Genomic DNA, 15660 nt, shown 5'->3' with positions numbered 1-15660 from the left:
TGTCCTACACGCGCATGGGCATAATTACGCACCTGTATCCCGGCCGACCGGTTGACGTGATCAGCGCAGGCGAACCAGAGTCCGCCATCGACATGGTGACTTCATCCGCACCAAACGCTGCCATGAGTTCCGTGACATACTGACCATTGAAGCCGATCGTCAGCGGCTCGCTACTGAAGTTGACCTCCATCTCCTCAGTTGCATCGCCGCGATCCGGATTAGCGACGTTCAGCGTGAGAGCATCCGAAGCAAATGAGAACCGAACGGCTTTACCACGCTCGGTGGCGATAACTGATGTGCGGCCGACCGCTTCGCGCAATGCTTTTGCCGACAGCGTAGCGAAACGCTCCGATGGCTTTGGAATAACGCGCTCGTAATCCGGATATGTGCCGTCGACGAGCTTCGACACGATGACAGTCGAACCGCTTTCGACCATCACTTTGTTTGACGATAGCGAAACCGACACTACGCCTGTCGGCAGCAATGACAGCAGCTTGTTAGGCAGAATGACCGGAGCAAACGCGGCCTCCTGTTCAATGCGTGTTGACGCGAGACGATGCCCATCTGTCGCTGTGGCAACGATATGTCCGTCCTTGGCTTCCAGAAATACGCCGTTCAGGTAATAACGGGTTTCTTCGGTACTGACCGCAAACTGGACTGTCTGCACGAGCGAAGCGAGATCCACTTCGATCGTGGTATCGAAGCTTCCGTGATTGAAGGACGGGAAGTCAGCGGCTGGCAGCGTGTCCAGCTTGAAACGGCTCTTGCCAGATTTAACGATCAGATGATTGCCGTCGGATTCCAAGCTAATGTCACTTGTGGCGCGCTTCGCAATATCCAGAAGTAGCTTACCTGCAACCGTGACAGTGCCGTCCTGGCTATCCAGAACCGGCAAGATGGTGCTGATTTCCAAGTCAAGATTGGTGCCTGTGATGCTCAGCTGTCCTTTGTCCGCGGACAAGAGCACGTTGCCAAGGATTGGGATTGTCGTTCTGGCCTCAACTGCCTTTGTCACTGTCGACAAGGCGTGCGCAAGCTGCGCTCGGTCAAGCGTTACCCGCATGGGCTTCTCCTCGTGTTGGTGGTTTAGGCGCGGCTGGTGACCGCGCCGTGGTTAGTTTTGGCTGCTAGAGGCCAGCCGTCTTCGTCAAGCTCAGGCGGAACAAATTCGATGCCATTGAGATCGGCAAGGTGGTTCAGCAGCGCTTCGGCACTGCCCGGCATGTTATCGTTGGCCGGTTGCACCCATGGTTCGCTTTCGGCATCGTCAACAGTCAGTGCCTCGATAGCCGCCTCAATGGTGAAGGGCTTGTCCTCATTACCCAACACAACCTTGTCACCATACGCGCCGCCGATCTGGTCTTTCAGATCTTCCCAAGTTTCAATTTTCACACCCCGAACGGCCAAGGCAACTTTCATAATGTCGCCTTTGCCTATCGTGTAGCCACGCTGTTGATACTTCAGGACGCGTGTAGCTGACGCGAGTGGATAGCGAGTGCCAGCATTGAATTTCAGAAAGCGCTGGCTGTTGTGCTTCAGAAAGTCAGGATGAAAGGTAAATCCGGAATCTGGGCTGTTGGCGCCTGCATCCAGATCCACCGCGCCCATGCAGATGGTGAAGTCAAAAGCGTCAAAAATAGACTGGGCACTTGGGAAGAAGTCAAAATACATCAGCTGAGCAATATTGTTGCTCTGATCGGTGAAGGTCACGGCGCGCTTGCTGGCAGCCACGCACCATAGGCCTTCCTCATATGCGTCATAAATAGCTCGCTCGAATGCGCGGCGAGATTTGAAATACAAGTCAACGTCATTGATGTCAGTCCCGGTAAAGACGCTTGTGACTGCGCCACCAGCAACAAACGCACCGTCGAAGCGTATCGGAAGCGCACCATCGATCTGTCTGCGCTCGGATTCGTAAGCCATAAAAACTCCTCGTGTTGGTTCGGTGGGCTACCGGCGCGAAAGCACCGGCAGCTTTTTGGTGCTTACTTAGACCAAGGACGGCTTCCCGCAGCTTTTGCAGGCTGCGATGGCTTGTTGTTGTTTGCCGCTGCAGGGCGGTTGTCATTGGCTGATCGCTGCGCTGCCGCCGCAGGCTGTTGAGCGTCAATGCTCGGCTCAGGCACGTTGTTTTCGTCAGGGAAGAAGTATTTCTTGATCTCGGCACGCGCCGGATACTGGCCGTCCTTTGAAGGCTTGCCGAGGGCTACTCGCACCGTGAACGACTTAAAGAGCAGATCGTCGGTGTCTTCTACCGAAGACATTTCGAGCGCGCGGCAAAGGCTGGCAAATTGCCTTTGACCAATTTCCTGAGCGGTCGGGTTCTTGTTCTCAATGTTGTAGTTGTTGAACAGCTTGCGATCAGCATATTCAGCGGGCTCGAGCACCTTCAGCGTTGTTTTCAGAATGGTGCCGCTGCCGGTCGAAGTCGGCACCACGTCGGCCGCCTCGATTTCCATCTTGTATGTGCCGTTCGGCAGTTCGGAATAGTCCGACTGCGTTGTGTCGTGTTGGGTGGCGTCAAACGCCGTTCCAAGTCTCGCCATGTGTTAGTTCCTCGTGTTGGTGGTGTGGTGAATGCGCAGGTTAAGACTTTGCGCGAAACACGGTGGGTCGGACAAACCCTCCGATGAAGCCAAGCGCAGCGCCGATCTGCCAAAGTGACATGTGTCCAGCATTGATGCTTAAAGCGGTGAGGAATGCCTGCACTGTTTCAGTGAAGAAGAAGCCGACAACCCATCCCGAAAACGCGCCAAAGAGAACGCCGATCAGCGGTGCAAAGAAAAGAATGGCGGCAACGGTAACCAGTCCAGCTAGTGCTTTTTCCATCAAGCAACCTCCTGCATCGTGTCCGGCCAGTACTTCGCCAGCTCGGTGAAGCCCTGCCCTTTGCGGTATGGAACGGCGTCGGGCATTGAATACCGGTTCTTGGCGTTGAAGCCTGCGCCTTCATTCAGATGGATCTGGCGCTCTTTGCCGCCCTCGGCATGGGCGACCTTTGTCTGGCGCGCGACTTCCTTTTCCTTGATGGAAACTCGGTAGTTCATGAACGCCACAACATCAGACTTTTCTCGAACAAGTGCATTAGCGCGCTTGTGCAGTTTCGGCTGGTACCTCGAATATGGATCTGTCGTCGGGCTGTCGAAGCGCACAATCTCGGGGTGAGCGAGGATGACCACATAAATGCCGGCTTGAGCGAGCGCAGACAGGGCAGACATGAGCTCATTCCATTCGTTGTCGGCTTCCACGTAGCCTTTACCGAACCCAGCTTCCTCAATGCTGTTGATACCAAGGCGGGCACATGTCGCAGCCCAGACAAGCGGTTCGAGGCCGTCGGCACTGTCGATAATCACGGTGCGCCGATCATGCTCAACAGTCAGCAGTTCGCCGATAATGTTGAGCAAATCTTCGAAGCTTTTAATTGTGCCTGGCGTTGCCATTTCGATATCAGATGGCGGACGCTCGCCTTCTGTGGCCAGATAAATCGGATCTGGAAACTCAGATGCAAGGCTGGTCTTGCCGATGCCGTCGACGCCATACAAAAGCATGACCGGCGGGTCGTTTCTCTTCGTCGATTTGAGGCTTGATAGGCTGATAGCCATAAGTAACTCCTCGTGTGTGGTTAGTGGGTAAGTTGAATGACGATCATCATGGCCAGCAGGATGATCGAGCCGATCAGCCAGACTGGCGCCGATGTGGCCAGCGTGGGAAACCGTGGGTAGGTCATTGGCCACCCCACAAATAAAGCAGGCCGTAGAAAGGCAGCACTGCGTTCCAGAAAATGAAGCCTGCCACGACCAGTAAAAGCCCAAGGGTAAACCCCGTGAGAGCCAACGAACGTGCAATCTTCCCGTTGCCATTACCGGCTGGCGTGACGGCGTTCACAACAGCACCCATGAGTAAAAGCCGATGCCCAGCGCTAAAGCCGCGACAACTGCCAGCCCCATGACGAAGCGATCACCAAGGCCCAGCGTAGTTTCGCTGGACAAGATCCGGTCGTCCTCACCGATGTAGTCTTTGAAGGGCGCCGTCATTCGGCACCGCCCTTATTAAATCTGAGCATAATACCTCCTCATTCCCCGCCGCGATTGCAGCGGGGCTGGTTGGTCTAACGGTGGGATTTGCTGGTTAGGCGGCGATGCGCGAGTACGGCTCGTCGTGCGCGATCCAGTGTTCGACGGCATCCTTTGCCGCTTTAAGCCCGAGACCCGTCACAGATCGCAGCTCTTTGATCGCTGAAATCTTCTCGCCTTTCGCAGCGAACCGTTGCCATTCGTGCTTATAGGATGGTGCAGGCTCACTAACTTTCTGCGTCAGCACGTAAACGCCGAACTCCTGGCCCTTATGGATACCGGCTAGACGCGTTGCTTCCTTTGCGGCCAACGTTTCATTTGCATGAAGGAACGGCGCCACCGACGGCTTTGGCTGGCCGTTTTCAATCAGCGCGACGATGGCGGGGTTTGCAACAGGTGCAGCAGCTTTGACAGGCTCGTCGACCCATTCGGCGATGAGGTCGAGATTTGGCTCATTGCCTATCCAGCGTGAGCCGTGAACACCGTCTTTCTGGAAGATGCGGATCCCGATATCACCGGCTATATCAGCAGCAAATGCATATGAATCATTATTTCGTGCCATCAATGGCCCAGCCTTACGGCCATCACGCGTGCAGTAGTATTTGCCTGCTTCGATTTTGAGGGGGGCGGCGACAAGGTCAGATAATTGTGCGTGCCAATTGCGCCCTGTTTCTCCCCATCCAGTAAAGGGCGCATCGAACAATACGCGCGCATAATTATTATTGATTTTCTCGATGACACCGATGGAACCGCTATACCGACCATCGCCCTCATTGGCAGTCAAACGCACCCGATCACCGACCTTGAATGTCTGCGCCTTCGCAACTACAGGCAGAGTTTCAAATTCATCTGACGCCAAATACCAGTTGTCGCCAACGTCATCGATGACCCAAACATCACCACCATCGACGGTTTTTACCTCGTAAAGTCCGCCTGCGCGAACGTCGATCTGTGTTACCAGGCTTCTAACCTTATCTCCAACTTTCACATTACCCATCAAGCTACTCCCCTCGTCTTTGTTGATTTTGTCAATTTCACGCCCTTGGTGAAGTCGACCGGAATGACATTGTCTTCTTCTGTTACGACCTCAGAGCCGCCACCGCCGTCGCCATTGAGGGCCGGTGGTTCAACTTCGAAGCGCGAAACCTCGATCGTCCCAAGGCCGGTACCTGGTATCCAGAACCGCACTGTGAGGAACATGCAGCCGTCTCGATCTCCGATAATGATCCCCTTCCAGCCTGTCAGCTTGTGGGTCACAATTGAGCCGGGCAGATCCCAGCAGTCACCACATTCGCAAGTCACGCTGCACCCCGCTTCGTTCTACTGAACGACACAGGTGCGTTAGAAACATACCGACCGTCTTTAAGGACGGCAGTGTCGCGGGCATGCTGCTTCTGCGCGACTGTTCGATAAGGCTTGCGGTTTGTCGTGTCCCGCTCACCAGTCCGCGTGAATTTGGTTTCGTAAGCCTTGTGGGGCTCACGCAAGTTATGAGATTTCATTGATATTCCTCCTGTCAGGAGGTTGATCTGTGGCCTGCACATGCGGGCCAACGTGGCTCAGGCTGCGATTGCGCCCGGCTCGAAGTTATCGTTCGCGGCTTCCAGCGCACGAATGCGTGGCATTGCGATATAACTGACGCAGTGATTGGCCGTGGACCAGCCACCGTTAGAAACACACCGCACGACAATGCGGTCGGCTGTAGGTTTTGGGATCGGTCGGCGGAGAATTGAAGCTACCGTCGATCTCGGCAGGCTAAGCGCATTTCCGATTTCAGTCGGGTTGGCGCCCACCTCGTGCATTCGATGCACTTCTTCTATGGTTTCATAATCTTTCATGCTCTCCTCGTGTTTGGTGTTGGTTGACAAATGGCATTGGTGAAGCCATCTGTTGTCCTGCGCGGGGTGGTACTCGCGAAGGAACCCCCGGTGTAGAAGTGGCGCAAGCCCTCCTCGTGTAAGCCGGGGTATTACGAGGACGGCGGAGCAGCGGGTGGTGCCGGCTCACAACGCCGTCCTATAAATCTCTCGACATTCAGAAACGCCGAAAGCACCGGCCGCGGTTAAGCGACCAGTGTCCCTGGTATGTCTAAGGCGGCGCCTCAACGAGAGCCGGTTCGCTTCTTTCGGCGGAATTGGTCATTTGCTCTCTCCTCAGTTTCAATTGCGCTTCAGCGCGGCTTCTATCTATTGAGTGCCGATATCCTTGGGAGGATGTTCTCTGGCATCATGAGGTAGGCCCTCCTTCGAACTATCCAACGTCTTATGCGCCGGTTGATGGCACCTATATATGACAAATTCGCATCTATGTCAACACTCGGTGACATTTTCGCACGTTACATTTTCACAACAATATGCGAAAAGCGCAACATGGACAAAGATTTCGCGCGGCGCCTTCGTTTGGCGCGTGACCTTAAAGGAATGAGCCAGGCTGACCTTGCCGCCCTTATTGGGCGCGACAAGTCGTCGATCAGTCTTTTGGAAGGCGGGAAGCGTGGGGCCAGCGTTGAGTTTGTTGCCCGCCTGGCTCGCGCGCTGGATCTTAATGAGGATTGGCTTGCCTTTGGCAACGGCGAGATGACTGCGACGTCAGTGAAACCAACTTCTGATACGTTCACACCAACACCAATCCCCGGCGATCAGCTCGTAAGCCAAGAACGAGGCCTGCCTGTGTACGCTGCGGCGAAGGGCGGCGATGGACACGTCATCATCACCTTTGATCCAATCAGCTATATGAAAATGCCTGCAGTCCTGCAGGGCGTTAAGGGTGGTTACGGCCTTCTATTATCTGGGGAATCAATGGTTCCCGCCTATCGACCAGGCGAAACTGCACTCGTAAACCCTAACTTGCCGCCAGTTCGCGATGAAGACGTAATTCTTTATCACACAAGCGCAATGGACGAGAACGAAGCGATCATCAAGCGACTCGTCGGCTTCAATGACCGAGAATGGATGCTGGAACAGTACAACCCGCATAAGGAATTCAAGGAATTTCGCGCTGATTGGCCTGTCTGCCATCGCGTTGTTGGGAAATACAACACCCGTTAAAGACTAGCCATTAACTACGGCCTCAAGCGCGCTATCAGGTACCCGGCCGATAGCTGCGATGATCTGCGTCTCATTATTCCATCTATATAAAGCAAGGACAGCAGGCTTTTCGCACGCCAAGCGATGAGCCAGCCTCAGCGCATGATCTTCCGTATCAACCTGGATCGGAGTGTCAGGGATTACACCCCACCTGCACGCAGTAAATCCTTGCACGACAAACAGCGGATACATGACACCTCACACCCTTAACACTGAAATTATGATTCCATCATAATGAGAACATTTCAAGAACATTCTTCATGTTTGGCTAACCCTGTGAGTTTCTTCGATGTGTTTTTGTCATCATTGATGTTGACATGCGGTGACTGATAAGCATATATAGGTGACAGAACAGCACGAAGACAGCCTCACCAGCTCGATCTGCTGAACCAACCAAACACGAGGAGTAACCCAATGACGAACGCGAAAACCCCGAGAAGAAGAAGATCGCCAGCACCTCGCATTAACGAAGTAATCGGCGGCGGATTCTTTGTATTCCGCCGCGGCAAACTAACCGGCCGCGTCAGCGTAGCCACTACCCTACCGTATGAACACGGGTCGTTTGAGCAAGCACTGGCGGAGGCAACGCGCCTCGCCAAGCTCTGCCCAGGCGAAACATACGAAGTTTTCCAGACAAGTGGCGCGATCGCCACATCCAACCATGATGTGTTTCTCGCCGAACTCCGCGAGGCCGGTGCCAGCGTTGAGACTGTCGCTAGTGAAGACCCCGAGCTGGCGGAGGCTGCGTGATGAACCGCGCCCTGCTGGAAATGCTCGCCGATATGGAACCTGAGCTGCACACCGAAGTGCATCGCGCAGGCAGTGACGAACCAATGCGTCGTCCCGACCACCGTGCAAAGAAGCACGCTCGCCCAATGCCCTGGATACGATACGCAGCGCGCGAAGCCGTTGAGATGACGGTTGTTGTCGGATTTTGCGTTGTTGTGGGCGCAGTGGGCCTCGGCGTCACATGATTTACCGCGAAAGATAGCGACGGGGCGTAGCGCCCCAGAATTTTCCAACCATCGACGATCCGAGCGTTTTCACGCCACGGGTCGTCACGCTTACCAAAACCACACGAGGAGCATTTATTCATGTCTAACAGACACACGCACATCCTTACCGCCGACGAGTTCATTGCTCAGGGCACCACAGCAGCAGCAATCCTTTCGATTGCCCGTTGGTATCGCGTGAGCGACCCGGCGACTGCCGCAAAGATCAAAGACATTGCATATGAAGTCTCGCGCAAAACGGGCGAGCAGTTCCGTATGCGCCGCGTGCGCCCGGCCAATGACAATCGCCGTCCTTTCAGGCGGAGGGCGGCGTGATGGACGCGCTCGTCCCAGACAGTCGCGGCAACAGTATCGACGCTGCTTATCTCAACGCGTTGCGGCTAGGCCCGCAGCGCATAGGCCGGGCTTCTGTTGGAAGCACTGGGGTTCCCCTGCCCGTTGCTCGCCGTCTGGCGGCAACAGGTCGGGCCGTTGTCGTTGGTGATGAGGTGCGATCTATCAAGGCAGCGGCTCGTCAGGGTCCGCCAACAGATTAAGATAACTGGTTATCTCTTCGGCTTCATCGCGCCGGAGATTGCAACAGAATTGGCCGTTCAGCTTCGCAGGTTCGCCCGTTGAGAGCTTAACGACGGTCCATGTTCCATCCGGCTCTTGCCGCTTGTCAAAATGAAATATCGGCATGGCATCAGCAGTTTGTTGCTATGCGAGACAGATAAGCTGGAGAAGCCAGGTTTCAAGGTTGTGGAGATATCACAATGTTTAACAATGACCGCCTCCCAGCCTCACCGGGAGCGTCGGAATGAGAGACAGACCAGCATTCCCGTTTGAAGGCGGGGACAACAACGGCATTGAACCAAGCGTAGGCATGACTTTTCGCGCTTACGCTGCCGTTAAATTCATGGCCGCGATAATCGAGGCTGACGGCATTCAATGCGCATTGCGAGACGCGCATGACCATGCCCGTGTTGCTGTCATCAATGCCGACGCTCTCATTGAAGCTCTCACGCGCCCGACAGGAGGCAGCAAATGGCAACGATTAAGCTCGTGAACGTTGATGAGCATGATTTGGCCTATGCGGCCAACTTAGCGGTTCATTTCGTACGTCAATATCCGGATCGAATGGGGCTTAGGAATGGCGTGGCCTTCACCAAGGACTGCGTTGATTATTCGCTCTATATCTATCGCACCAAAACGCAAATCGTTGTTCGCGGGAGGTCCAGCCATGGCGAGTAAGGAACTGATCGAGAAGGTGGCGTACGGAGACCGAACACAAGCAGAAGCGCTGCGTATTGCCTATGACCGTCTGAAGTTTCTGGGTTGGAAGTTCACCCATCACGATGTTGGCAGGGTTGCGAAGGAGATAATCGAAGCCCTCAACGCCAGCCCACTAGGGGAGAAGGCAGAATGAAGCTGACCGCCGCACAAAAGAAGCTCTTGAAATCACTACAGGATAGATCCGAGTTCTTCACTACAAGTGAAGAACTGCCCGCGCAGATCGTAAAACTGCGGCTGGCTAAATGGTCGAATATCCGTATGGGTCGAGGGCTTCTATCAATCACAAGAGCAGGCCGCCAAACCCTGAAAGGCGGTGGCGAATGACCCTAATACTTCGGGAACTTCGCCATGCCCTCAACCTCGGCGCTCTGATGCGTGAGGATAATGCCGATATTCTTACCTCTGCATTCAACACAACGAAGCTTTGGAACAAGATCATTGTGCATTGCTCCGTGGTCCGCACCAAGCTTTTCAGCAAGAGCGGGCAAGTCCAGCGCAACGTTGTGATGACAGCCATTGCAGTAAGCCGTGATCCTGTATCCGTACTTGATGCACTCACCAATCGTTCTGTTCGTGCTGATGTAGCTCATTCCGCTCTCCTGTCAGGTGGCAATTACAACAGGAACGAAACAGAAACAAATTACAAAGTTGGTTGCGAAATAGATTCCGCAACCAAGAGCGCATTGAGCTGGCGTTGCCAGTCACAGAAATTCGTAAGCGACTAGTCAGAACTAATGATGACGTATCGGATGCCTATTCCATCGAATGTCGCAGTTATTAAACAGATAAGCCATCTCGCTAGCTTCGTCCTCTGACAAATCGTGAAGCAGCGTTCCATTCACGGCTGCTGGCAGAGCATTGTTTGTGTTAACAACCGTCCAGCTACCGTCCTGCTCTCTGCGGACATCATATCTAAGGTCAGCCATGCCACTACCCTCCATGTGGACTAACTTTCCAATCACGAGACGAAGTTTAATTTCAAATCCCGTTTGGTCAATAGCCCACTAAGCCGCTAGCGCCTCATCCAATCCGTTGAGGTAATCAATCAGTTCTTCGGCATCGCGCTTCTTAAGCGAGCAGCATAGCTGCCCATTGAGCGAAACCGGATTCTGGCTGACGGTTTCCTTTACGGCCCAAAGACCATTTGGCTGTTCGTCCAGATAATAGAAGTTAGCTGCCATTGCGAACTGCGGCGTCATCTCAATTTCCTCAGTTTTGGGGAACCGCCGCGATAACGCCGACCCGGAATCTTTGTTCCAAAAAAATCAAGAAAAGTGAGGAATCAACATGCATCATGAAAACGATAACGAAGCTGATTTGCTGATGGGCGTTGAGCCTATCGCCAAGTATCTAGGCGTCACAAGGCGCCAAGCTTATCGGCTGGTCTACGATAAAATTATGCCTAGCTTTAAGCTCGGTGGCACCGTTGCTGCTCGTCGATCCAGTCTCAAAAAATGGATGGAAAATCTGGAAGCAGAGCACGCCGCTTAAGTCATGTGCCATGTGTCAAACCATGTGCCGTCGATTCCCCGTGCAATCCTGAAAATGCGTGTTTTTCTGGGAAATTCCTGAACATTTGCGGCACATGGACTGTGATGCCACACCGAACTCAAACATTTGATATTGTTGGAGATTTTTGGTGAGCGCGCAGGGATTCGAACCCTGGACCTACTGATTAAAAGTCAGTTGCTCTACCGGCTGAGCTACGCGCTCCCAGAGGGGAACAAATCGTCCCTGGAAGTGCGGCGGAACATACGGGCGACTTTCAGAATGGTCAACACCATAAAATCAAGTTTCTTCAACATAAATTCAAAAAAACGACACCAATCGGCAGATTTCCACGATAAGCTGGGTGCGCCGCCGATTTTCCACCGTCAAAAAGCGCATTTATCAACAAAATTTCCGCGCCCGCCCATCCAAGACGACAAAGAATCGCGTCGGAATTGACGAACTAGCCAAAAATTTCGAGCTTTGAAAAAGCGATTCCTGTTGTTGAAATGTTACTGTAGGCTCACGGGTGTAACTCATTCCAGCATTTTGGTTTTTCATGTCCTTCGTTGCCAATGCATTCTATCGATTCAGGCATTCCCTATCTGGCATAGGGCTTGCACTCGGAACTTTATTGTTCGCAGCGGCACTGACACCAAGCCTTGTTCCCCGGACCTATGTCATGCAAGGCATATTATGCGGCGTCGCATTTGGTTCTGGATATGGCCTGGGCGTATTTTGGCGTTGGGTCTGGCACTATCTGGAGCTGCCCGAGCCGGGGGAATGGTTGCGCAGCCGTGTTAATTTACTCGTTGGCCTTATCTGTCTTGCAGTTGCTATAGCTGCGCTTTATTTTTCGGCCGGCTGGCAAAATTCAGTCCGCGCCGTGATGGGCATGGAGCCAGTGCCCAGCGCCTATCCTGCAAGCGTCTGCGGACTAGCTGTAATAACCTTTTTGATCCTTCTGCTCTTGGCACGCGGTCTTATCGGGCTTGGCCGATTTATTTCTACACGAATACACCGTGTCGTACCTCGCAGAGTAGCTAACGTCATTGGTGTTGCAGTGACCGTTGTCCTCATCTGGACAATCGCAAACGGCCTGTTGATCCAATCCACATTCGAAGTGCTTGATCGTTCGTTTCGCGAATATGACGCGCTAATCGAGCCTGATCGCCCCCAGCCTTTGGCGGCTGATAAAACAGGAAGTGCTGCATCACTGCTTCAATGGGATGAGCTTGGCCGAGCAGGGCGCGAATTTGTGTCGTCGGGTCCAACGGGCGCTGAAATATCATCGTTCACAAAACGCCCGGCCATTGACCCTATCCGCGTTTATGCGGGTTTGAATGTTGCAGATACCCCCAAGCAGCGTGCTGAGCGAGCATTGGATGAACTCAAACGACAAAACGGATTTGATCGCTCGATCCTGGTAATCATTACTCCCACAGGAACCGGCTGGGTCGATCCTGCGGCCATGGATGGACTCGAATATCTTCACGATGGCAATGTCGCCAGCATCGCGATGCAATATTCCTATCTCAACAGCCCGCTTTCCCTTCTGTTTCAGCCGGAATATGGCGCTGAGGCCTCGCGTGCGTTGTTCACCACCGTTTACAACTACTGGAAGGCATTGCCAAAAGATAAACGACCTCGCCTCTATCTCTATGGTTTAAGCCTCGGGGCGATGAATTCCGAGAAATCAGTTTCGCTATTCGAAATGCTGGCAGACCCGATCAACGGCGCATTATGGAGCGGTCCTCCCTTCCCTAGCCGCGACTGGAAGCAAATCACGCGCGACCGTAATCCTGACACTCCGGAATGGTTGCCGGTCTTCAAAGACGGCTCTTTTGCTCGGTTTATGAACCAGAATGGTGAGGCACCTGGAAACGGCGACCGTTGGGGACCGCTACGCATCGTCTATCTGCAATATGCCAGCGATGCAGTCGTGTTTTTTGACAGCCATTCTTTCTACCGCCAGCCGGACTGGATGAACGAACCGCGTGGTCCCGATGTTTCACCACAGTTACGCTGGTATCCAGTCGTGACCATGCTGCAGCTGGCCTTGGATATGGCGTTTGCAACCGCAACGCCTATTGGACACGGTCACGTTTACGCACCCGAACATTATGTCGATGCTTGGATCGAAGTCGCCGATGTGGATGGCTGGAGTGCGGAGCAAATTGACCGCCTGAAACAGTATTTACATCATAAAATGACTGGCGACGACGTTGAAGGCTATGACCAGCGCGGCGGCTAATCGCACAAATATGGTCTTGGTATAATCTGACCTTCAAATGAAAACAGCCGCCCTTTTTAGGCGGCTGTTTTTTCGGATTTCGACTTCTATCAGCGGTAAGGCGAATAGCACTGCTGGCGCGGACCATTATATGGCTGGAACGTATTGTCCGAAGCGCGATATGATCTGTAGCGGTTATAGCACCACTGAACATGGCTATTGCTAGCGCGGTAAACCGGCTGAGGTGCTGGCTGAGCGATTGCACCACCGATGATTGCTCCAGCGCCGAAAGCTGCCAGCGGATACCACCAGCCATCATTATGACGACGATAGCCATGGCGATAGTGGTTATAGCCGCGATGACCATTCCAATAACCTGGACGCGGGCGATGATGGTTCCAACCCGGGCGCGGACCGGGACGGTGCCCATTCCAGCCAGGGCGACCGGGACGATGACCGTTCCAATTGCCATGACCACGACGGTCCCAACGGTCACGCACTTGCATGACGTTATTAGCATCAACAACCTGAGCAGTTGGCAGGACCGGAGCAGCAGAGACAGGCGCCATCGCACCGATCATAAAAGTTGCGCCGACTAAGCCAACCATCATTTTCTTCAAGGTGTTTATCATCTTGTTCTCCAGTTCAACTGCACACATCATTATCGATGCTAGATGAACGTGTGCTGAATGATAGTGAGGAATATATAGCACCCTATACATCTGACAAGTGATTGGCATGATTTAGGGAAAAGCAATCTCGTGAGTTGAGACCTATGTCAGGTTGCCCCCAATCATACTTACGGCGGTTCCAGTTAAGACTGAACCGCAGGGACCGCTGTGAACTTTTTTAAGCATTATCCGACGCAAAACCGGTTCCCACTTTTGCTGGAACTGCTTTAAGTCTCAAATCGATTTTGTTCGCCATGGTTCACATTATCAGTTAGTTTTGCCCCTGGGTGATGGGCGTCGTAACAGCGCGTTTATGGTGGGGTTTGTCGTGTCAACTGAGTTGGAAGCATCCAGATTTTATGCTGCAGACATGATTTCCAAAGAAGCCGATCCTTTTCTGGCGGCTGTAGAAAATACACCCACACCTATGCTCATCACCAATCCGCAATTTTCCGACAACCCAATTGTCTTTGCGAACAAAGCTTTTTTGCTGCTGACGGGATATTCGACAGATGAGGTGATCGGCCAAAATTGCCGTTTCCTGCAAGGTTCTGGAACCAATACAGATGATGTGATTGCAATAAAAACAGCAATTGCAGCGGGCACTTCAATCGATATCGACATATTAAACTATAAGAAATCCGGCGAAGCCTTTTGGAACCGGCTGCATATTTCACCAGTCAGAAGCTCTGATGGTGTAATCCAGCATTTCGTTTCCACACAACTCGATGTCACGCTCGAGCTAAAGCGTTTGGTTGAGCTGCAACAAGAGCGTGACACGCTTTCCAGTGAGACCAGACGGCATCAGAACTATCTTGATTACATCGTGAATGCCGCAAATATCGGCTATTGGACCCGTGATCTGAAGACAGGGAGCGTGACCGGTTCTGCTGAGTGCCGCCGGATTTTTGGTTTTAGGGACGACGAACACATCAATTTTGACCAGATTCTTGAGCTGATCGCGCTTGAGGATCGTATGTCGGTGATTCAACAGACGGAAGCTGCTTTTTTAACTGGCGAGCCGTATTCCATGGAATATCGGATCGTAAACAGAACCGGGCAGACAATCTGGGTGGAAACACGAGCCAAAGCGCTGCTCGGCGACAATCCGACATTGCTTGGCGTTATGCTGGATGTGACCGAACGCAAGCAGACCGAAGCTGACAAGGCATTGGTGACGAGGGAAATCTCCCACCGCTTCAAAAACTCTATGGCCATGGTGCAATCCATCGCCAACCAGACTTTACGCAATGCAGACAGTTCCGAACAGGCAAGCCAGCTGTTCAACGAGCGCCTTCATGCGCTGGCCCAGGCGCATGACATGCTGTTGCAAGATGACTGGGGTGGCGCAACGATTACGCAGATCGCCAATACGGCATTGGCTCCGTTTAACAGAACTTTTGGCAATCGCATCCGCATGAGTGGCCCTTCGCTCTTTGTAAGTGACCGGGTAACGGTCTCGCTTTCTCTCGGTCTCTATGAGCTTACAACCAATGCGGTGAAGTACGGTGCCCTGTCCAATGAGCACGGCAGCATCGATTTCAGCTGGGATATTGTCGATGATCAGGGCGAAAAGAAATTCCAGATGCGTTGGCTGGAAACCAATGGTCCCTCCGTTACGCGACCTTCACGACGCGGCTTTGGCCAGCGGCTTATCCGACTTGTTCTTGCCGAAGAACTCAAGGCACGCTGCGACATCGACTTTGATCCCACAGGCTTGAAAATCAATGTGCTCGCGCCGATCACGGCCGATGTATTTCCGGGCTTTGATCATAGGATGAGCGCAGGCCCAACGATCACCTGACATCATGCTTTCGCGTA

26 protein-coding genes and 1 tRNA gene are annotated in these 15660 nt (G+C 53.1%); 13 read left to right on the top strand and 14 right to left on the bottom strand.

Going from position 1 to position 15660, the window contains the following annotated elements; genetic code table 11:
- Window positions 1-4: 4 nt before the first annotated feature.
- The 11 genes from dnaN to RT142_RS05560 form a co-directional block, all read right to left on the bottom strand.
- The gene (gene dnaN, locus RT142_RS05610; protein ID WP_313027849.1) at window positions 5-1063 is read right to left on the bottom strand and encodes a DNA polymerase III subunit beta; all 1059 of its coding nucleotides are present in this window, start codon (window positions 1061-1063) and stop codon (window positions 5-7) included.
- A gap of 23 nt (window positions 1064-1086) precedes the next feature.
- Window positions 1087-1923, bottom strand: a complete 837-nt coding sequence (locus RT142_RS05605; protein ID WP_313027848.1) for a hypothetical protein — start codon at window positions 1921-1923, stop codon at window positions 1087-1089.
- 62 nt (window positions 1924-1985) lie between these two features.
- Window positions 1986-2546: a DUF669 domain-containing protein gene (locus RT142_RS05600; RefSeq protein WP_313027847.1), complete on the bottom strand. Its 561-nt coding sequence runs from the start codon at window positions 2544-2546 to the stop codon at window positions 1986-1988.
- Between the two features lie 40 nt (window positions 2547-2586).
- Window positions 2587-2829, bottom strand: coding sequence for a hypothetical protein (locus RT142_RS05595; RefSeq protein ID WP_094544780.1), 243 nt, complete (start codon window positions 2827-2829; stop codon window positions 2587-2589).
- Window positions 2829-3602, bottom strand: a complete 774-nt coding sequence (locus tag RT142_RS05590) for an ATP-binding protein (RefSeq protein ID WP_313027845.1) — start codon at window positions 3600-3602, stop codon at window positions 2829-2831. The genes RT142_RS05595 and RT142_RS05590 overlap by 1 nt, the downstream gene beginning before the upstream one ends.
- A 121-nt stretch (window positions 3603-3723) precedes the next feature.
- On the bottom strand, window positions 3724-3897 hold the full coding sequence (locus tag RT142_RS05585; RefSeq protein WP_313027843.1) for a hypothetical protein: 174 nt from the start codon (window positions 3895-3897) through the stop codon (window positions 3724-3726).
- On the bottom strand, window positions 3882-4034 hold the full coding sequence (locus RT142_RS05580) for a hypothetical protein (RefSeq protein ID WP_162761746.1): 153 nt from the start codon (window positions 4032-4034) through the stop codon (window positions 3882-3884). Before RT142_RS05580 ends, RT142_RS05585 begins: the two co-directional genes overlap by 16 nt.
- Window positions 4035-4128: 94 nt before the next feature.
- A complete protein-coding gene (locus RT142_RS05575; RefSeq protein WP_313027841.1) occupies window positions 4129-5070 on the bottom strand; it encodes a ribosomal protein L7/L12 in 942 nt (313 codons plus the stop codon).
- Complete coding sequence (locus tag RT142_RS05570) at window positions 5070-5375, bottom strand: hypothetical protein (protein ID WP_313027839.1); 306 nt, start codon at window positions 5373-5375, stop codon at window positions 5070-5072. The genes RT142_RS05575 and RT142_RS05570 overlap by 1 nt, the downstream gene beginning before the upstream one ends.
- Window positions 5372-5575: a hypothetical protein gene (locus RT142_RS05565; RefSeq protein ID WP_113499174.1), complete on the bottom strand. Its 204-nt coding sequence runs from the start codon at window positions 5573-5575 to the stop codon at window positions 5372-5374. The genes RT142_RS05570 and RT142_RS05565 overlap by 4 nt, the downstream gene beginning before the upstream one ends.
- A gap of 57 nt (window positions 5576-5632) precedes the next feature.
- Window positions 5633-5911 carry a hypothetical protein gene (locus tag RT142_RS05560; protein WP_231194973.1) on the bottom strand — a complete coding sequence of 93 codons (279 nt, stop codon included), beginning with the start codon at window positions 5909-5911 and terminating at the stop codon, window positions 5633-5635.
- A 531-nt stretch (window positions 5912-6442) separates the two neighbouring features.
- On the opposite strand from RT142_RS05560, the gene RT142_RS05555 reads away from it, so the two are divergent.
- The 10 genes from RT142_RS05555 to RT142_RS05510 all read left to right on the top strand — a co-directional run bounded on the left by RT142_RS05555 (window position 6443) and on the right by RT142_RS05510 (window position 10172).
- Window positions 6443-7120, top strand: a complete 678-nt coding sequence (locus tag RT142_RS05555) for an XRE family transcriptional regulator (protein ID WP_313027838.1) — start codon at window positions 6443-6445, stop codon at window positions 7118-7120.
- Window positions 7121-7573: 453 nt separating this feature from the next.
- A complete protein-coding gene (locus RT142_RS05550; protein ID WP_313027837.1) occupies window positions 7574-7909 on the top strand; it encodes a hypothetical protein in 336 nt (111 codons plus the stop codon).
- Window positions 7909-8133, top strand: a complete 225-nt coding sequence (locus RT142_RS05545; protein ID WP_231194978.1) for a hypothetical protein — start codon at window positions 7909-7911, stop codon at window positions 8131-8133. Before RT142_RS05550 ends, RT142_RS05545 begins: the two co-directional genes overlap by 1 nt.
- Window positions 8134-8253: 120 nt before the next feature.
- On the top strand, window positions 8254-8487 hold the full coding sequence (locus RT142_RS05540) for a hypothetical protein (protein ID WP_313027835.1): 234 nt from the start codon (window positions 8254-8256) through the stop codon (window positions 8485-8487).
- The gene (locus RT142_RS05535; RefSeq protein ID WP_313027834.1) at window positions 8487-8708 is read left to right on the top strand and encodes a hypothetical protein; all 222 of its coding nucleotides are present in this window, start codon (window positions 8487-8489) and stop codon (window positions 8706-8708) included. The genes RT142_RS05540 and RT142_RS05535 overlap by 1 nt, the downstream gene beginning before the upstream one ends.
- A gap of 263 nt (window positions 8709-8971) precedes the next feature.
- Window positions 8972-9220, top strand: coding sequence for a hypothetical protein (locus RT142_RS05530; RefSeq protein WP_313027832.1), 249 nt, complete (start codon window positions 8972-8974; stop codon window positions 9218-9220).
- Complete coding sequence (locus RT142_RS05525; protein WP_313026917.1) at window positions 9199-9405, top strand: hypothetical protein; 207 nt, start codon at window positions 9199-9201, stop codon at window positions 9403-9405. Before RT142_RS05530 ends, RT142_RS05525 begins: the two co-directional genes overlap by 22 nt.
- The gene (locus tag RT142_RS05520) at window positions 9395-9580 is read left to right on the top strand and encodes a hypothetical protein (protein WP_313027831.1); all 186 of its coding nucleotides are present in this window, start codon (window positions 9395-9397) and stop codon (window positions 9578-9580) included. The genes RT142_RS05525 and RT142_RS05520 overlap by 11 nt, the downstream gene beginning before the upstream one ends.
- Window positions 9577-9771, top strand: a complete 195-nt coding sequence (locus tag RT142_RS05515) for a hypothetical protein (RefSeq protein WP_313027830.1) — start codon at window positions 9577-9579, stop codon at window positions 9769-9771. Before RT142_RS05520 ends, RT142_RS05515 begins: the two co-directional genes overlap by 4 nt.
- The gene (locus RT142_RS05510; RefSeq protein WP_313027828.1) at window positions 9768-10172 is read left to right on the top strand and encodes a hypothetical protein; all 405 of its coding nucleotides are present in this window, start codon (window positions 9768-9770) and stop codon (window positions 10170-10172) included. The genes RT142_RS05515 and RT142_RS05510 overlap by 4 nt, the downstream gene beginning before the upstream one ends.
- A 279-nt stretch (window positions 10173-10451) precedes the next feature.
- On the opposite strand, the gene RT142_RS05505 is transcribed toward RT142_RS05510, so the two are convergent.
- A complete protein-coding gene (locus RT142_RS05505) occupies window positions 10452-10646 on the bottom strand; it encodes a hypothetical protein (protein WP_231194993.1) in 195 nt (64 codons plus the stop codon).
- A gap of 88 nt (window positions 10647-10734) precedes the next feature.
- Between RT142_RS05505 and RT142_RS05500 the strand changes: the two genes are divergently transcribed.
- Complete coding sequence (locus tag RT142_RS05500) at window positions 10735-10938, top strand: helix-turn-helix domain-containing protein (RefSeq protein WP_112808702.1); 204 nt, start codon at window positions 10735-10737, stop codon at window positions 10936-10938.
- 146 nt (window positions 10939-11084) lie between these two features.
- Here RT142_RS05500 and RT142_RS05495 read toward each other — a convergent pair.
- A tRNA-Lys gene (locus RT142_RS05495) sits at window positions 11085-11160 on the bottom strand.
- 334 nt (window positions 11161-11494) lie between these two features.
- On the opposite strand from RT142_RS05495, the gene RT142_RS05490 reads away from it, so the two are divergent.
- Window positions 11495-13189 (top strand): alpha/beta hydrolase, encoded by a 1695-nt coding sequence (locus RT142_RS05490; RefSeq protein WP_112806016.1) that lies wholly within the window; start codon window positions 11495-11497, stop codon window positions 13187-13189.
- Window positions 13190-13278: 89 nt separating this feature from the next.
- Here RT142_RS05490 and RT142_RS05485 read toward each other — a convergent pair whose 3' ends face one another.
- Complete coding sequence (locus RT142_RS05485) at window positions 13279-13800, bottom strand: BA14K family protein (RefSeq protein ID WP_007878670.1); 522 nt, start codon at window positions 13798-13800, stop codon at window positions 13279-13281.
- 409 nt (window positions 13801-14209) lie between these two features.
- Between RT142_RS05485 and RT142_RS05480 the strand changes: the two genes are divergently transcribed.
- A complete protein-coding gene (locus RT142_RS05480) occupies window positions 14210-15643 on the top strand; it encodes an HWE histidine kinase domain-containing protein (protein WP_313028018.1) in 1434 nt (477 codons plus the stop codon).
- Window positions 15644-15660 lie beyond the last annotated feature (17 nt).

The organism is Brucella sp., from assembly GCF_032066345.1.
Lineage (GTDB): Bacteria > Pseudomonadota > Alphaproteobacteria > Rhizobiales > Rhizobiaceae > Brucella > Brucella pseudogrignonensis.
The sequence above is the reverse complement of the archived record's forward strand: the minus strand, read 5'-3'. Positions and strand labels throughout refer to the sequence as shown.

Excerpts from the sequence above, each read along its gene's own strand:
- dnaN (WP_313027849.1), bottom strand. The coding sequence starts at position 1,063 with ATGCGGGTAACGCTTGACCGAGCGCAGCTTGCGCACGCCTTGTCGACA.
- RT142_RS05605 (WP_313027848.1), bottom strand. The coding sequence starts at position 1,923 with ATGGCTTACGAATCCGAGCGCAGACAGATCGATGGTGCGCTTCCGATA.
- RT142_RS05600 (WP_313027847.1), bottom strand. The coding sequence starts at position 2,546 with ATGGCGAGACTTGGAACGGCGTTTGACGCCACCCAACACGACACAACG.
- RT142_RS05595 (WP_094544780.1), bottom strand. The coding sequence starts at position 2,829 with ATGGAAAAAGCACTAGCTGGACTGGTTACCGTTGCCGCCATTCTTTTC.
- RT142_RS05590 (WP_313027845.1), bottom strand. The coding sequence starts at position 3,602 with ATGGCTATCAGCCTATCAAGCCTCAAATCGACGAAGAGAAACGACCCG.
- RT142_RS05585 (WP_313027843.1), bottom strand. The coding sequence starts at position 3,897 with ATGGGTGCTGTTGTGAACGCCGTCACGCCAGCCGGTAATGGCAACGGG.
- RT142_RS05580 (WP_162761746.1), bottom strand. The coding sequence starts at position 4,034 with ATGACGGCGCCCTTCAAAGACTACATCGGTGAGGACGACCGGATCTTG.
- RT142_RS05575 (WP_313027841.1), bottom strand. The coding sequence starts at position 5,070 with ATGGGTAATGTGAAAGTTGGAGATAAGGTTAGAAGCCTGGTAACACAG.
- RT142_RS05565 (WP_113499174.1), bottom strand. The coding sequence starts at position 5,575 with ATGAAATCTCATAACTTGCGTGAGCCCCACAAGGCTTACGAAACCAAA.
- RT142_RS05560 (WP_231194973.1), bottom strand. The coding sequence starts at position 5,911 with ATGAAAGATTATGAAACCATAGAAGAAGTGCATCGAATGCACGAGGTG.
- RT142_RS05555 (WP_313027838.1), top strand. The coding sequence starts at position 6,443 with ATGGACAAAGATTTCGCGCGGCGCCTTCGTTTGGCGCGTGACCTTAAA.
- RT142_RS05550 (WP_313027837.1), top strand. The coding sequence starts at position 7,574 with ATGACGAACGCGAAAACCCCGAGAAGAAGAAGATCGCCAGCACCTCGC.
- RT142_RS05545 (WP_231194978.1), top strand. The coding sequence starts at position 7,909 with ATGAACCGCGCCCTGCTGGAAATGCTCGCCGATATGGAACCTGAGCTG.
- RT142_RS05540 (WP_313027835.1), top strand. The coding sequence starts at position 8,254 with ATGTCTAACAGACACACGCACATCCTTACCGCCGACGAGTTCATTGCT.
- RT142_RS05535 (WP_313027834.1), top strand. The coding sequence starts at position 8,487 with ATGGACGCGCTCGTCCCAGACAGTCGCGGCAACAGTATCGACGCTGCT.
- RT142_RS05530 (WP_313027832.1), top strand. The coding sequence starts at position 8,972 with ATGAGAGACAGACCAGCATTCCCGTTTGAAGGCGGGGACAACAACGGC.
- RT142_RS05525 (WP_313026917.1), top strand. The coding sequence starts at position 9,199 with ATGGCAACGATTAAGCTCGTGAACGTTGATGAGCATGATTTGGCCTAT.
- RT142_RS05520 (WP_313027831.1), top strand. The coding sequence starts at position 9,395 with ATGGCGAGTAAGGAACTGATCGAGAAGGTGGCGTACGGAGACCGAACA.
- RT142_RS05515 (WP_313027830.1), top strand. The coding sequence starts at position 9,577 with ATGAAGCTGACCGCCGCACAAAAGAAGCTCTTGAAATCACTACAGGAT.
- RT142_RS05510 (WP_313027828.1), top strand. The coding sequence starts at position 9,768 with ATGACCCTAATACTTCGGGAACTTCGCCATGCCCTCAACCTCGGCGCT.
- RT142_RS05505 (WP_231194993.1), bottom strand. The coding sequence starts at position 10,646 with ATGACGCCGCAGTTCGCAATGGCAGCTAACTTCTATTATCTGGACGAA.
- RT142_RS05500 (WP_112808702.1), top strand. The coding sequence starts at position 10,735 with ATGCATCATGAAAACGATAACGAAGCTGATTTGCTGATGGGCGTTGAG.
- RT142_RS05490 (WP_112806016.1), top strand. The coding sequence starts at position 11,495 with ATGTCCTTCGTTGCCAATGCATTCTATCGATTCAGGCATTCCCTATCT.
- RT142_RS05485 (WP_007878670.1), bottom strand. The coding sequence starts at position 13,800 with ATGATAAACACCTTGAAGAAAATGATGGTTGGCTTAGTCGGCGCAACT.
- RT142_RS05480 (WP_313028018.1), top strand. The coding sequence starts at position 14,210 with ATGATTTCCAAAGAAGCCGATCCTTTTCTGGCGGCTGTAGAAAATACA.